This window comes from Sphingomonas faeni, from assembly GCF_040407565.1.
Classification (GTDB): Bacteria; Pseudomonadota; Alphaproteobacteria; order Sphingomonadales; family Sphingomonadaceae; genus Sphingomonas; species Sphingomonas faeni_F.
Window position 1 is genome coordinate 326280 of record NZ_JAPZPR010000006.1, and the last position, 14286, is coordinate 340565.

Genomic DNA, 14286 nt, shown 5'->3' on the forward strand with positions numbered 1-14286 from the left:
TGCGTGCACGTGTATCGATGGCCGGCTATTGGGCCGACCGACGGGCGATGGAACGGCTTGAGAGAGACTGGTTGAGGACAATGCGTTGAGGACCGGCAAGTGAACACGCGTGCGAAGGAGACCGAATCCGACGGCTATGCGGATATCGCGCGCGCCGGGCTCGAGCCGCTGAAGGCGCTCGGCAGCCGCTGGCCCGCGATAATCGGCGCGGCGTTGACGCTGGCGATGATCGTCGGCCTGGGGCGCGAACTGCTGGGGCATGGCCTTGCCGGACTGTCGCGCTCGGTGCCGCAGGACCCGCGCTTCTATCTGTGTTTCGGCTTGCTCTACATGTCGCCGCCGACCGGGGATTACGTCATCTTCCGGCGGCTCTGGGGTATCCCGCTCGGCGGGCTTGTCGCGCTGATCAAGAAGCGGATCGCGAACGAGGTCGTGTTCGGCTATTCCGGCGACGCGTATTTCTACGCGTGGGCGCGGGCGAAGGCGCGGATGGTGGCGTCACCGTTCGGCGCGGTGAAGGATGTGTCGATCCTTTCGGCGATCGCGGGCAATGCGATCACGCTGTTGCTGGTGGCGATAGCGCTGCCGCTCGGCCGGCATCTGCTGACGCATGACCAGTTCCGCACGGTGCTGGCGTCGGCGGGCGTCACGCTGGCGATCTCGGTGCCGTTCCTGGTCTTCTCACGCCGCGTGTTCTCGTTGTCGCGCGTGAAGCTGTGGTGGGTGTTCGGGGTCCATTGCATCCGGCTGCTGTGCGGATCGGTGTTGATCGCATTCGCGTGGCATTTCGCGTTGCCGGGCGTGGCCGTCGGGATGTGGCTGTTCCTCGCCGCGGGGCGCCTGCTGGTGTCGCGCCTGCCGCTGGTGCCAAACAAGGATCTGCTGTTCGCCAACGCCGCGATCCTGTTGATCGGGCAGGACCAGGCCTTGTCCGAGCTGATCGCGTTCACCGCCGCACTGACGTTGCTGGTGCATGTCGCGCTGATCATCCTGTTCGGGGTCCATGCCGGGCTCACACGGTTGCGCGCATGATCCGCGCCTGCGTCGCGCTGGTTGCGATCGCTGCGCTGACAGGGCCGGCCGGGGCGCAGGTGCTCGGCAGCGATGCGGCGGCGTGCCGACCGGGCGAGGGGCCCGCGATCGCGGTCGAGGTCAGCGGGCTGAAGGATCGCACCGGCGAGTTGAAGCTCGAACTCTATCCTGATGACGAAGCGGGCTTTCTCAAGGATGACCACCTCCTGATCGCCGCGGGCAAGACATTCCGGCGGGTGGTAGTGCCGACGCCGTCGAGCGGGGGGCCGCTGCTGTGTATCCAGGCGCCGCGGCCGGGTCGCTATGCGCTGTTGCTGACGCACAATCGCGACGGGAAGAACAAGTTCAGTTTCTGGACCGATGGCGCCGGGTTTCCGAGCAACGTGAAGCTCGGGCGGTCGCGGCCCAAGGTCGAGCAGGCGCTGGTCGAGGTCGGCGCGGGCGTGACGACGGTGCGGATCACCGTGCAGTATCTGCGCGGGCTCGGCGGGTTCGGGCCCGTCACGCCATGAGGGTGGTCGCATGAGGATCGTCGACGTCAACGAGTTCTACTCGCCGACCGGTGGCGGCGTGCGGACCTATGTCGACCGGAAGATGGGGATCATGGCGGATATGGGCCATGAACTGATCGTCGTCGCGCCCGGCAAGGAGGACCGTGTCGAGGAACGGCCGGGCGGCGGGCGAATCATTTATCTGAGGTCGCCGGCGATGCCGTTCGATCGCAACTACGGGCTGTTCTGGGACGAGGGTGCGATTCACCGCGTGCTCGACGATCTCGATCCGGACGTGGTCGAATGCTGCTCGCCGTGGCGACCGGCGTGGTTCGTCGGCGACTGGCAGGGACGCGCGGTAAAATCGTTCTTCATGCACAACGACAACATCGCGGCCTATGCGCAGCGCTGGTTCGCGGGCGTCGCGAGCCATGACCAGATCGAGCGCGGGTTCGGCTGGTACAGCAGGTACATGCGGCGTTTCCTCGAGAAATACGACGTCGTCGTGACCAACGGCCCTGCGCTGGAGAAACGGTTGCGCGCGCGCGGGCTGCGGATCGACGCGGCGATGCCGCTGGGGATCGAGCGTGGGCATTTCTCGCCGGACCTGCGCGATACGCGGTTGCGCGCGGCGCTATTGCGGCAGTGCGGATTGCCCGAGGACGGCATGCTGCTGCTCGGGCTCGGGCGGCATCACGGCGAGAAGCGCTGGCCGCTGGTGGTCGATGCGGTGGCGCGGGCGGGGGCGACTCTGCCAGTGGGGCTGGTCCTGATCGGTGCGGGCGCGCAGACCAAGGCGATCCAGCGGCGGATCGGTGGCTCGCCGCACATCCGGATGTTCGCGCCCGTGTATGACCGCGAGCGACTCGCGCGGATCATGGCGAGCTGCGATGCGCTGATCCACGGGTCGGAGGCGGAGCCGTTCGGGCTGGTCGCGTCGGAGGCGATGGCGTCGGGCCTGCCGCTGATCGTACCGGATACGGGCGGATGCGCGGAGGTCGCGGACCCTTACGCGAGCGAGCTTTACGCGGCGCGCGATGCGGAGAGCGCGGCGGCGGCGATCGGGCGGTTGTTCGCGCGCGATCCGGCGTTGTTGCGGCGGGCGGCGGCGGTGGCGGCGCGGCACGTCCGCAGCGACCGTGAGCATGCGGTGGAGCTCATGGACTATTACGCGGGGCTGGTCGCGGCGAAGCACGGCGTGCGACGTACAGGGTGAAGCGCGTGCCGGGGACGGGGACGGCGCGATAGCCTTGGCGGATCGCGTAGGTAGCGAGCGCTGCGTCGATCCGGTCGTCGCCGCTGCTCCACGCGCCTTCACCGCCGGTGAGGATCGCGGGCGGTTGGCCGAGCAGGGCGATCCGCGCGTGCGAGACCAAGCGGAAATGGCGTTCCTGGCCTGCGTTCAAGAGCGCGGTGCTGCGGAAATAGAAGGGGCCGGCGGCGAAACGCGGGTCGATCGCGCGGCCGGGGAGGAATTGCGGGGAAAGCGTCGCGACCGGGCCGGCGACGTGTTCGCGGTCCAGCGCCTGGCGAACGGCTGAGGCGTCGCGCATCGCGTCGTGCATAGGAATGCCGCCGCTTGCGACCGCTTCGATCGTGGGGGCGAGACCGGCGCAGGCGAAGACGACCGCGGCGATCCGCATAGACTTGCCAGGCGGGTGCGCGTGCCAGAATAACGCGAGCCGTACGAACAGAGCGGGCAGCATCGGCAGGAGGTATTGTCGCCATGTCGGCACCGGCGCGAGCGCGGCGATCAGGCCGGCGAGAATCAGCAGGTCGAGGATCAGGTGCCAGCGATGGCGCCTGCCCGTGGTGGCGACGATCGCGAGCAGGGCTGGGCCAAGTGCTAGGAACTTGAGCGTGTCGATGATCTTGGCCGCGTTCGACAGCTTCCAGGGGCGGGCTTGGTACCATTCGGTGGGCGCCTGTCCGGGAAAGGCCAGCACGCCGAACAGGACGCCTTCCGGCGATGCAGCTAACAGCGCCAGGGTGAAGAGCGCGAACGGCATTGCGCCGAGCAATGTCCACCACGGGCGTCGGTTGCGGCTGAACAGCGTCCAGACGCCGTAGGTGAGCGCGGGAAGGGCGTAGGATATTTTGGCGGTCGCGCTGGCGGCGAGCAGCGCACCGATCAGGATCGCATCGCGGCGGCTTGCCTGGTTGCGCGCGGTTCTGACGATCGCGGGGAGTGCCAGCGCGAGGCAGGCCGCGGGGAGCGCGTCGTTGCGGGCGGTGCCGATGCTGAAGAGGAGGATGTCGCAGGTGGCGAACAACGCGGTTGCGATGGCGGCGGCGCGGGTGTCGGCGCCGCCGACGCGCGCGGCGCGGTGGACGGCTGCGATGGTGGCTACGCCGAGTAGGGCGTTCGCGATGCGGAGCGCTGGCCAAGTCCAGTCGCCGGCTAAGGCGGCGATCGGCGCAAAAAGGTAGGGTTGGAGCGGGGTCTGGAGATAGGCGAAGTCTCTGTAGGGGAGGAGGCCGTGCGCGGTGAGGATGGCGGCGGGGACGTACTGGCTCTCGTCGTGATCCACGGGGCGGAGGAGCGCGAGAGCGATCAGGAAGATCGCAAGCGCTGCAAGCACCAAAAGCATGTTCACCCGCGAAGGCGGGTGCCCAGTCTGGGCACCTGCCTTCGCGGGTGAACAAGGTTGGGGAGCGGTGTGCTCCATCACTCAGCCCCACCCCGCTCGCTACCACCCCGGCGGAGGCCGGGGCCCAATTGGGGGACGGTTATGACCGAGGATGGCGCTCCGTTACCCTGGCTTTCCCAATTTGGCCCCGGCCTCCGCCGGGGTGGTGTAGCCGCGGGCACGAGTCAGGCTTTTACGGCGGTCAGGAAGTAATCGAGACTCGTCGAATCGCTCAGCGCAAACCCAGTGGCTGGCGAAAAGCTCAATCCCCGCGTGTCCGTCACACGCAGCCCCGCATCCTTCAGCAACGCGGTCAGTTCCTCGGGAGTAAGGAACTTGTTCCAGTCGTGCGTGCCCTTGGGAATGACCCCAGCGCCCTCCGCCACGGTAATCATCGCCAGCCGAGACAGCGGCGTACGGTTGGGCGTCGACAGGATCAGCAACCCGCCTTCCGCCAGCGTCCGCGCAAGACCCCGGACAAAGCCGGCGGGATCACTCACATGCTCGATCACCTCGAGGCTGGTGACCAGATCATACTGTCCGACCAGCCCTTCGACTCCCCCCGCACGATAGTCGATTGCCAGCCCGCTCTGTGCCGCGTGTATCTCGGCCACCGCGATATTCTCGGGCGCCGCGTCGATCCCTGTCACCGTCGCACCCAGCCGTGCCAACGGTTCGCATAGCAGCCCCGCGCCGCAGCCGACGTCGAGCGCGGTCTTCCCCGCCAGCGGCGTGAAAGTCGCGCCATCACCACCCCAATGCGCGTCGACCTGCTCACGGATATAGCGCAGCCGCGGCGGATTGAGCTTGTGGAGCGGGGCGGAAGAGCCCTTCGGATCCCACCAGTCCTTCGCCATCGTACCGAAATGCGCGGCCTCGCGCGGATCGATTGTTGCGTTATTGTGCGTGTCGCTTGCCAGTATCATGCGCGCTACCTATCAGGGCCGCCGCTTCGACCCAAAGGGATTTGCGCTGCCAATGGCCCGTATCGTGATGAAATTCGGCGGGACGTCGATGGCTGGGATCGAGCGTATCCGCAACGTCGCCGCGCGCGTGAAGCGCGAAGTCGACGCCGGCAACCAGGTCGCCGTCGTCGTCTCCGCGATGGCGGGCGAGACCGACCGGCTCGTCGGATTCTGCCGCGAGGCGTCGTCGCTGTACGACGCGAAGGAATATGACGTCGTCGTCTCGGCCGGCGAGCAGATCACGAGCGGGCTGCTCGCGATCGCGCTCCAGGCGGCGGGCTGCAAGGCGCGCTCGTGGCTTGGCTGGCAGTTGCCGATCAACACGTCGGACGCGCACGGATCGGCCCGCATCGGCGAGATCGACACGGCCGCGCTCGACGCCAGCCTCGCGGACGGCGTCGTCGCCGTGATCCCCGGTTTCCAGGGCGTCGCGGACGGCCAGCGCGTCACGACGCTCGGTCGCGGCGGCTCGGATACGTCGGCGGTGGCGATGGCGGCGGCGATGAAGGCCGACCGCTGCGACATCTATACCGACGTCGACGGCGTCTACACGACCGACCCCCGGATCGTGCCTCGCGCGCGGAAGCTGAGCAAGGTCACGTACGAAGAGATGCTGGAACTCGCCAGCGTCGGTGCCAAGGTGTTGCAGACGCGCTCTGTCGGCCTGGCGATGAAAGAGAATGTGCGCGTGCGCGTATTGTCCTCGTTCGAGGATGGCGACACCAATGATGGTCACCCCCTAAGCGGACAACGGGGCACGTTGATCGTGGGCGAAGAGGAAATCGACGATATGGAACGCCAGCTCATCACCGGCATCGCGCACGACAAGAACGAGGCGAAGATCACCCTGACTCAGGTCAGCGATCGGCCGGGCTCGGTCGCCGCGATCTTCGCGCCGCTCGCGGATGCGGGGATCAACGTCGACATGATCGTGCAGAACGTCGCGCACTCGACGGGGTCTACGGACGTGACGTTCACGGTGCCGGCGGCGGACCTCGCGCGCTCGCTCGACGTGCTCGACAAGGCGAAGGACGCGATCGGCTATGCGACGATCGTCCACGATACGCGGGTCGCCAAGGTCTCGGTCGTCGGCGTCGGGATGCGCAGCCATGCGGGCGTCGCCTCGACGATGTTCACGACGCTCGGCGAGCGCGGGATCAACATCCAGGCGATCGCGACGTCGGAGATCAAGGTCAGCGTACTGATCGAAGAGGATTATACCGAGCTGGCGGTGCGCGTGCTGCATACGGCATACGGGCTCGATGCCGAGGGTGCGGCTTGAGCCTGATAGATAACGACATGATCCCGGCAGGCGCCGGGACGACGGGGATGGATGCATGACGATCGGTACTGAGCGGCTGCAACGCCGGATGGCGCGCGGCGCCGCGTTCCTCGGGTCGGAGGTCGCCATTCTCGGCGGCGCGATGTCCTGGGTTAGCGAGCGTCACCTCGTGTCGGCGATCTCCAACGCCGGCGGGTTCGGGGTGATCGCGTGCGGGGCGATGACGCCCGCGCTGCTCGATACCGAGATCGCCGCGACCAAGGCGATGACGGACAAGCCGTTCGGCGTGAACCTGATCACGATGCACCCCGATCTGTTCGAGCTGATCGCGGTCTGCGCCAAGCATCAGGTCGGCCACGTCGTCCTCGCCGGTGGCCTGCCGCCCAAGGGCAGCATCGAGGCGATCAAGGACACCGGCGCCAAGCTGATCGCGTTCTCGCCTGCGCTGGCGCTCGCGAAGAAGCTGATCCGCTCGGGTGTCGATGCGCTGGTGATCGAGGGGATGGAGGCCGGCGGGCATATCGGCCCGGTCTCGACCAGCGTGCTCGCGCAGGAGATGCTGCCCGAGATCGCGGAACAAGTGCCGGTGTTCGTCGCGGGCGGGATCGGTCGCGGCGAGGCGATCGCGGGGTATCTCGACATGGGTGCGGCGGGCGTCCAGCTCGGCACGCTGTTCGTGTGCGCGACCGAATCGATCGCGCATGCCAATTTCAAGAAGGCGTTCATCCGCGCGTCGGCACGCGATGCGATCGCCAGCGTGCAGATCGATGCGCGGCTGCCGGTCATTCCGGTGCGTGCGTTGAAGAACGCGTCAAGCGAGTTGTTCACCGCCAAGCAGCGTGAGGTCGCCGGGCATCTGGACGGTGGCCGGGTCGAGATGGCCGAGGCGCAGTTGCAGATCGAGCATTACTGGGCGGGCGCGCTACGCCGTGCGGTGATCGACGGCGATGTCGAGCATGGCTCGGTGATGGCGGGCCAGTCGGTCGGCATGGTCAAGCGCGAGGAGCCGGTCGCGGACATCATCGGCGGGCTGATGGCGCAGGCGGCGGCTGCGCTGGAAGCGCGCGCGGTTTAACGCCTGATCCTCCCCCGCAAGGGGGAGGTGTCAGGCTCTTGCCTGACGGAGGGGGCGGTAAGGAGAACCTCTGTTCCATGTCCTCCCCCTCCGTCGCCCCCGGCGCCACCTCCCCCTGGCGGGGGAGGATCGATAGAGCCGCACCTCATCAGGCTAATCCCTCGGTTTGCATTCAGCACCACCCCGGCGGAGGCCGGGGCCCAATTGGGGGACGTTGCTGATTCACGTGGCGTTCCGTTACTACTACCTTTCCAATTGGGCCCCGGCCTCCGCCGGGGCGGACTAGTCGAGTGGCAACCACCCCCAACCCCGTCCCCTCTCCACTCGCCGCAAAGCGCGTACGGCTTACGTCTCGTTAACCTAATCCATGCATAGAGTGTCCCGTCGGGGGACGTTACGAGGTGGTTGCGATGAGTCGTCGGTTTGCTTTGCTGTCCGTTACCGCGCTGGGCCTGCTGGCCGGCTGCGCGCAGAAGCCACGAACCGTGGCCGCCGTCGCGCCACCCGTGATCATGGTGCCAGTGCCTGCGCCCGTGATGCCGAAGGGCGCGTCGCCCACGATCGTCATCCCGGTCGCGCTCGCCGACGGCACCTATCCTACGCCGAACCGCAACCTGACGACCTCGGCGAAGGTCTGGCACCTCCGCGCCGCGCTCAACGTCGCCGCACTGGCGTGTCGCGGGCCGCAGGAGGTAGTGATCGTCGCGGGCTACAACGCGCTACTCGCGGCGCAGAAGCCGGTGCTCGCCAAGGCCGAGGCCACCTATGCCAGCGAATACAAGTCGGGCGGCGGCGACTGGCAGGATCGCTACGACGATTCGATGACTCGCCTGTACAACTTCTTCTCGCAGTCGCCCGCACGCGACGAGTTCTGCGCCGCGGCGCAGACGGTTCTCGCGCAGAGCGCCGGGCTGACGGCCGACGCCTTGCCCACGTTCGCCGCCCAGAACCTGCCCGTGCTCGAGCGGCCGTTCACCGACTTCTACCGTGCGGTCGACGCATGGCGTGGTCGCACCGTGCGCCCGGTCCAGCCGCAGCTGATGGTCTCGCGCCAGTATGCGTCGAACATGCCGGTGCAGACGATCACGCAGGCGCGTCTCCAGCCCATCTCGCAGCCGGTGCCGCCCGCGCAGCCCCGCCTGAAGCTCGACGCCAGCGTCTTCCAGTAAGCGAATCAGGTCTTGATGGGCGATCCGACCGACCAGCTATGGCCGAACGGATCGCGCACCTGGCCATAGCGATCGCCCCAGAACTGGTCGGCGACGGGCATCGTCAGGACGGCGCCCGCCGCTACCGCGCGATCCACCCAGGCATCGGTGTCGTCGACCGTAAGGTGCAACGTGATGCCGGCCGGTTCGGGTTCGGCATGACCACGCCATTCGGGAAACTCGTCGGACAGCATCAGCCAGGCGTCGTTGATTCGAAGGCTCGCCTGCATCAGCTTGACGCCGTCGTCCGCCAAGTTCGTCTCGACGGTCGTCGCTGCGAACGCCGCTTCGTAGAATGCGAGCGCCTCGCGTCCGCGCTGGCCGCGGATGACGAGGAACGGCGTGATGCCGCCGGTGGGACGATCGGCCATGCGAGTCTCCTGCGTTGTATACCGCCAGGCTAGGCGCATCGCGGAGCGCCGCCCAGCGCGATCTTGCAGGCAAAGCTTGGCTTCCCCGCAAAGACTGGGTTAACAGCCGCGGGAATGGCTGATGTTTCAGATCGTCCGGCGGAAGGCCGCTTCGAAGGGCGCGAGCACCGGTTTCCGGTGCGCGTGTATTTCGAGGACACCGATCTGTCGGGCGCGGTCTATCACGCCAACTACCTGCGCTACATGGAACGCGCACGCTCCGACATGCTGCGGCTCGGCGGGATCGACCAGCGCGCGACGTTCGAGGCCGGCGAAGGCTCCTACGCGATCGCCAACGTGACCATCCGCTACGCAGCACCGGCGCGCCTCGACGATGCGCTCGTCGTCGTCTCGCGGATCACGCAGGTACGTGCCGCCGGTGTCGCCATTCATCAGAGAGTCATGCGCGACGGGCTTGTCTTGGCCGAGGCGGGATTGGTGGCGGCATTGGTCGCTCCCAATGGCCGCCCACGCCGCCAGCCGCGCGCCTGGATCGATATCTACGAACGCCTTGTCTGGCAGGGGGAAGCATGAATCCGGTGTTGACTATGGATAGCGCGACGCTGTCGCCGATCCACTTGTTCCTCCAGGCCGACTGGGTGGTGAAGGGCGTGATGATCGGGCTGCTGCTCGCCAGCATCTGGACCTGGGCGCTGATCGTCGCGTTCTGGCGGCGGATCGGCAAGACGCGCAAGGGCATGACCCGGTTCGAGCGCGACTTCTGGAAGGCCGAGGATATCGACGTCTTCTACAAGGCGGAGGGCGAAAACGACCTCCCGTCGGCACGCGTGTTCGCGGCGGGCGTGACCGAATGGCGGCGCTCGACCGCGGGCGGCACGATCGACAAGAGCGGCACGCGCGAGCGGCTGGCGACGACGATGGGCGCAGCGGTCGCGGGCGAGATCGACAAGCTGTCGGACCGGCTGAACGTGCTGGCCACGGTAGGCTCGGTCGCGCCGTTCGTCGGGCTGTTCGGTACGGTCTGGGGCATCATGCGAAGCTTCACCAGCATCGCGGCGGCGCAGAACACGTCGCTCGCGGTGGTCGCGCCGGGGATCGCGGAGGCCTTGTTCGCAACCGCGATCGGCCTGTTCGCGGCCATCCCCGCGGTGATCGCGTACAACCGGTTCTCGCACGGCATCAACCGGATCGAGGCGAGCCTCAACCGCTTCGCCGACGGCTTCCACACGACCCTGTCCCGCCAGTTGGACGGCTCGCGATGAGTGGGCTGGCAGATCCTCCCCTGCAAGGGGAGGTGGCTGGCGCAGCCAGACGGAGGGGTGACACCTTCTCGATAGCGCGACACCCCTCCGTCAGCCCTGCGGGCTACCACCTCCCCTTGCAGGGGAGGATTTAAGATGGCGATGAATCTTCCCTCCTCCCGCGGGCGTGGCCGCCGCGCGCCGATGGCGGATATCAACGTCACGCCGCTGGTCGACGTGATGCTGGTGCTGCTGATCATCTTCATGGTGACCGCGCCGCTGATGACCGCGGGCGTACCGGTGAACCTCCCCGACGCACGCGCGAAAGCGCTCGATCAGGAGCAGAAGCCCGTCGAGATCTCGATGGACGAGACCGGCGCGCTGTTTATCGACAAGGATCAGGTGACCGACGACGCGTTGCCGATCCGGCTCGCGTCGATCGCCGCCAGCCGCGCGGTCGGCGACGAGCCGCAGGTGCTGCTGCGCGCGGACCGAAAGCTCGATTATGGCCGCGTGATGCGGGTGATGGGCGAACTCAACCGCGCCGGGCTGAACCGCGTCGCGCTGGTGACCGTCGAGGGTAATCAGAACTGATGGCGCTCGGCTGATGGATCGCTCGGAGAAGATCGGCTTAGGCGTTGCCGTCGTCGGGCACGTCCTGCTGTTCGGCGCGCTGTCGCTTGGCTTTCTCAGTGCGCCCGAACTGCCGAAGAAGATCGAGCAGCAGCCGATCGACGTGAGCCTGGTGCCTGACATCGCGCTCGAAGCGACTGCGCCGCAATCGGTGGAGACGCCCGCCGAGTCGGTCGCGCCTGACGAGGGCGCGCCCGAGGATGCCGCGCCGCCGGCTCCGGAAGAAGCCGAGCCCGAGCCGAAGCCCGATCCCGTGCCGCCTGCGCCGAAGCCCAAGCCCGCACCACCGAAATCTGCGCCCAAGCCGCAACCGGCACCCGAGCCGACGCCTCAACCCAAACCCAAGCCCGCGCCGCCGAAACCCGTCGCAAAGCCCGCGCCTGTCCCGAAGCCCGCCGTGAAACCACAGCCCAAGGCCGAGAAGGCGCCCCCCGCCAAGGCCGCGCCCGCGAAGTCCGCGCCGACCAAGGCTGCGGCGAAACCGAGCGCCGCGCCCGCGAAGACGTCGTCCTCCGCGTCGTCGGCGAAGCCCGCCAAGCCGTCCTCGACCAAGGGTAGTGGCTCGACCACCGAGGCGAAGGCGTCACGGCCACGCGGGTCGCGGCTCGGCGACAATTTTCTGAAGGGACTGTCGGCCGATCCGTCGCCGAGCAAGTCGGAGGCGCCCAAGGCCGCCAAGCTCGGCGCGCAGGCGGCAGCGAATATCGGCTCGGCGATTCTGCGGCAGGTACAGCCCTGCGCCAACCGCCAGGTCACGCCGGGGCCCGGCGCCGAGCGAATCCGCGTGACGATCAACCTGCGGCTCAACCGCGACGGCACGCTGAAGTCGCGGCCGACGATCAGCGGCCATGCTGGGGTCGACGACGACAACCGGCGCTATGTCGACCGCGTCGACGATCTCGCGATCGCGACCTTCGTCGGGTGTTCGCCGCTACGCGGTTTGCCCGACGACCTGTATGACGTGCAGAACGGCTGGAGCAATTTCAGCCTGCGCTACAAACTTCCCGGCTGAGGATGTCCGTTATGACTCGATCGATCCTGGGGTTTTTCCCTTCGCGCCAGCTGCTTCCAGTTGTGAAACACCACCCCGGCGAAGGCCGGGGCCCAATTGGGAAGGTCAATGCAACGATGCGCGACGCTCCCTCAGCGGTGTCCCCCATTTGGGCCCCGGCCTTCGCCGGGGTGGAAGCTGTGTTGGGTGGGCGTATTTCTCGATCGATCCTTGCATCGGTTGGGCTGCTCGCTTTCGTCTCGGCTAGTGTCGCCACTGCGCAGGACGCGCCGGCTGCAGCTCCAGCGCCGCAACAAGCCGCCGCCGATCCAGCCGTCCCAGCCCCGGCAGGCGATCAGTCCGGCGGACTCGTGGTCGACGTCACCGGCGGCATCTCAGCGCCAATGCCGATCGCAATTCCCGTCATGCCGACATCCGCCGTCGTCTCGACCCCGGCAGGCTCCACCGACGTGCTCGGCCGCCAGCTCGCTGACATCGTCACCAACGATCTCCGCAACTCTGGCCTGTTCACGCCGCTGTCGGCCGGCCAGCTCCGCCCGATCACCTTCCCCGAAGTCACCGCACCCGGGTTCGACTACTGGGGCAGCACTGGCGCGCAGGCGCTCGTGCAGGGCTTCATCCGCGCCAATGGCGACGGCAATCTGACGGTCGGCTGCTACCTCTACGACGTGTCGTCGAAGGCCGAGCTGACCCGCACCGGGTTCGTCGTGCCGCCGTCGGACTGGCGTCGCGCAGGGCATAAATGCGCCGACATGGTCTACACCCGGCTGACCGGCGAGGGCGCGTACTTCGACAGCCGCGTCGTCTACGTGTCGGAGACCGGACCCAAGGGCCACCGGATCAAGCGGCTCGCGATCATGGATCAGGACGGCGCCAACCACCGCTTCCTGACCAATGGCCAGTCGATCGTCCTGACGCCGCGGTTCGCGCCGAACCAGCAGTCGATCGTCTATATGAGCTATCTCAACAATCGCCCGGCGATTTATGTCTACGACATCGGATCGGGCAAGCAGCGGCTGGTGGTCGCGAACGCGAACCTGACGTTCGCGCCGCGCTTCTCGCCGGACGGTCGCAACATCCTGTTCTCGATGGCGCAGGCCGGCAACACCGACGTGTACCGCGTGTCGAGCCAAGGCGGCACGCCTCAGCGGCTGACGAATTCGCCGGGAATCGATACCGGCGGCAGCTATTCGCCGGACGGCTCGAAGATCGTGTTCGAGAGCGATCGCTCGGGCGGGCAGCAGATCTACGTGATGAACGCGGACGGATCGAACCAGCAGCGGATTAGCTTCGGCGGCGGGCGCTATGCGACGCCGGTGTGGAGCCCGCGCGGCGACCTGATCGCGTTCACGAAGCTCGGTGGCGGCTTCCGGATCGGTATCATGAGCCCGAGCGGCGGCGGCGAGAAACTGCTTACCAACGACTGGCAGGACGAGGGGCCGAGCTGGTCGCCAAACGGTCGCGTGATCAATTTCTATCGCTCGGGACGCGGCAGCGGCGGCAAGGCGGACCTCTGGTCGGTCGACCTGACCGGCGTGAACGAGCGGAAAATCCCGACGCCGCTCGACGGCTCCGATCCGGCATGGGGCCCCCTGCGGCCCTGAACCTGCTATGGGGGCACTAACGGGAAACGTGATTTTCTACGGGAGACTATCTATGTCGAAGCTTTCCAACATCTTGCTGGCGTGTACCGCGCTGATCGCGGTTTCGGGTTGCGCGAAGAAGCGTCCCGCCGTGCTGCCGCCGGCGCCGGTCGACAACAACGCTGCGGTCGATCCCAATGCTGGCATGAACAACGGCAATGTCGGCGGCGCGATCGTGCCCGGGTCGGATGCCGACTTCCAGCGCTCGGTCAGCTCGAACACGGTGAATTTCGGTCTCGACATGTACGACATCGATCCGACCGCCCGCGCGATCCTCGACAGCCAGGCCCAGTGGCTGGCGAAGTTCCCGAACCAGCGTATCACGATCGAGGGCCATGCCGACGAGCGCGGCACGCGCGAGTACAACCTCGCGCTCGGCGATCGTCGCGCGAACGCGACGAAGAACTACCTGGCGGCGAAGGGCGTGTCGTCGTCGCGGATGACGACGATCAGCTACGGCAAGGAGCGCCCGGTCGCGATGGGCTCGGACGACCAGAGCTGGGCGGCGAACCGCCGCGCGGTCACGGTGGTGCTGAACTAACGTCGCTGCGGCAGTCCCTCTCCTCTGCGGGGAGAGGGAAGGAGGAGCCGCTTGGCGACGGGAGGGTGAGGGGCTTTGGGATTGGCGTCCCGAGCCTCAAGCCCCTCACCCTCCCACGTGCAAGAGCCCGTGGGCCCCTCCCTCTCCCCGGAGGGGAGAGGG

Annotated in this window: 15 protein-coding genes; 12 read left to right on the top strand and 3 right to left on the bottom strand. The window is 67.4% G+C overall.

Annotated features, from left to right (window positions below; translation table 11 throughout):
• Positions 1 to 99 precede the first annotated feature (99 nt).
• From O6Y00_RS14660 to O6Y00_RS14670, 3 genes are read left to right on the top strand one after another with little or no spacing between them, the layout of a single operon-like run.
• Entirely contained in the window at positions 100 to 1032 is a 933-nt protein-coding gene (locus O6Y00_RS14660) for a hypothetical protein (protein WP_353443308.1), read from the top strand.
• Positions 1029 to 1544: a DUF2141 domain-containing protein gene (locus tag O6Y00_RS14665; RefSeq protein WP_353443309.1), complete on the top strand. Its 516-nt coding sequence runs from the start codon at positions 1029 to 1031 to the stop codon at positions 1542 to 1544. Before O6Y00_RS14660 ends, O6Y00_RS14665 begins: the two co-directional genes overlap by 4 nt.
• A gap of 10 nt (positions 1545 to 1554) precedes the next feature.
• Positions 1555 to 2739, top strand: a complete 1185-nt coding sequence (locus O6Y00_RS14670) for a glycosyltransferase (RefSeq protein ID WP_353443310.1) — start codon at positions 1555 to 1557, stop codon at positions 2737 to 2739.
• Here the strand turns inward: O6Y00_RS14670 and O6Y00_RS14675 are convergent.
• Together O6Y00_RS14675 and ubiG are read right to left on the bottom strand one after the other, a co-directional pair.
• The gene (locus O6Y00_RS14675; protein ID WP_353443350.1) at positions 2681 to 4114 is read right to left on the bottom strand and encodes an ArnT family glycosyltransferase; all 1434 of its coding nucleotides are present in this window, start codon (positions 4112 to 4114) and stop codon (positions 2681 to 2683) included. The genes O6Y00_RS14670 and O6Y00_RS14675 overlap by 59 nt on opposite strands.
• A 224-nt stretch (positions 4115 to 4338) precedes the next feature.
• Entirely contained in the window at positions 4339 to 5079 is a 741-nt protein-coding gene (gene ubiG / locus O6Y00_RS14680) for a bifunctional 2-polyprenyl-6-hydroxyphenol methylase/3-demethylubiquinol 3-O-methyltransferase UbiG (protein WP_353443311.1), read from the bottom strand.
• Between the two features lie 52 nt (positions 5080 to 5131).
• Here ubiG and O6Y00_RS14685 point away from each other — a divergent pair, with 52 nt between their 5' ends.
• The 3 genes from O6Y00_RS14685 to O6Y00_RS14695 all read left to right on the top strand — a co-directional run bounded on the left by O6Y00_RS14685 (position 5132) and on the right by O6Y00_RS14695 (position 8644).
• Entirely contained in the window at positions 5132 to 6400 is a 1269-nt protein-coding gene (locus tag O6Y00_RS14685) for an aspartate kinase (protein ID WP_353443351.1), read from the top strand.
• Positions 6401 to 6455: 55 nt separating this feature from the next.
• Positions 6456 to 7475: an NAD(P)H-dependent flavin oxidoreductase gene (locus tag O6Y00_RS14690; RefSeq protein ID WP_353443312.1), complete on the top strand. Its 1020-nt coding sequence runs from the start codon at positions 6456 to 6458 to the stop codon at positions 7473 to 7475.
• Between the two features lie 410 nt (positions 7476 to 7885).
• On the top strand, positions 7886 to 8644 hold the full coding sequence (locus O6Y00_RS14695; RefSeq protein WP_353443313.1) for a hypothetical protein: 759 nt from the start codon (positions 7886 to 7888) through the stop codon (positions 8642 to 8644).
• 5 nt (positions 8645 to 8649) lie between these two features.
• Here O6Y00_RS14695 and O6Y00_RS14700 read toward each other — a convergent pair whose 3' ends face one another.
• Positions 8650 to 9054: a VOC family protein gene (locus O6Y00_RS14700; protein ID WP_353443314.1), complete on the bottom strand. Its 405-nt coding sequence runs from the start codon at positions 9052 to 9054 to the stop codon at positions 8650 to 8652.
• A gap of 114 nt (positions 9055 to 9168) precedes the next feature.
• Here O6Y00_RS14700 and O6Y00_RS14705 point away from each other — a divergent pair, with 114 nt between their 5' ends.
• The 6 genes from O6Y00_RS14705 to pal all read left to right on the top strand — a co-directional run bounded on the left by O6Y00_RS14705 (position 9169) and on the right by pal (position 14124).
• Positions 9169 to 9627 (top strand): YbgC/FadM family acyl-CoA thioesterase, encoded by a 459-nt coding sequence (locus O6Y00_RS14705; protein WP_353443315.1) that lies wholly within the window; start codon positions 9169 to 9171, stop codon positions 9625 to 9627.
• Positions 9624 to 10316, top strand: coding sequence for a protein TolQ (tolQ, locus tag O6Y00_RS14710; RefSeq protein ID WP_056053223.1), 693 nt, complete (start codon positions 9624 to 9626; stop codon positions 10314 to 10316). The genes O6Y00_RS14705 and tolQ overlap by 4 nt, the downstream gene beginning before the upstream one ends.
• A 135-nt stretch (positions 10317 to 10451) precedes the next feature.
• Positions 10452 to 10889, top strand: a complete 438-nt coding sequence (tolR, locus tag O6Y00_RS14715; protein WP_055882060.1) for a protein TolR — start codon at positions 10452 to 10454, stop codon at positions 10887 to 10889.
• A 13-nt stretch (positions 10890 to 10902) separates the two neighbouring features.
• On the top strand, positions 10903 to 11940 hold the full coding sequence (locus O6Y00_RS14720; protein WP_353443316.1) for a cell envelope biogenesis protein TolA: 1038 nt from the start codon (positions 10903 to 10905) through the stop codon (positions 11938 to 11940).
• 194 nt (positions 11941 to 12134) lie between these two features.
• Positions 12135 to 13544: a Tol-Pal system beta propeller repeat protein TolB gene (tolB, locus tag O6Y00_RS14725; protein ID WP_435368636.1), complete on the top strand. Its 1410-nt coding sequence runs from the start codon at positions 12135 to 12137 to the stop codon at positions 13542 to 13544.
• Between the two features lie 52 nt (positions 13545 to 13596).
• A complete protein-coding gene (gene pal / locus O6Y00_RS14730; RefSeq protein WP_132734603.1) occupies positions 13597 to 14124 on the top strand; it encodes a peptidoglycan-associated lipoprotein Pal in 528 nt (175 codons plus the stop codon).
• Positions 14125 to 14286: the final 162 nt, after the last annotated feature.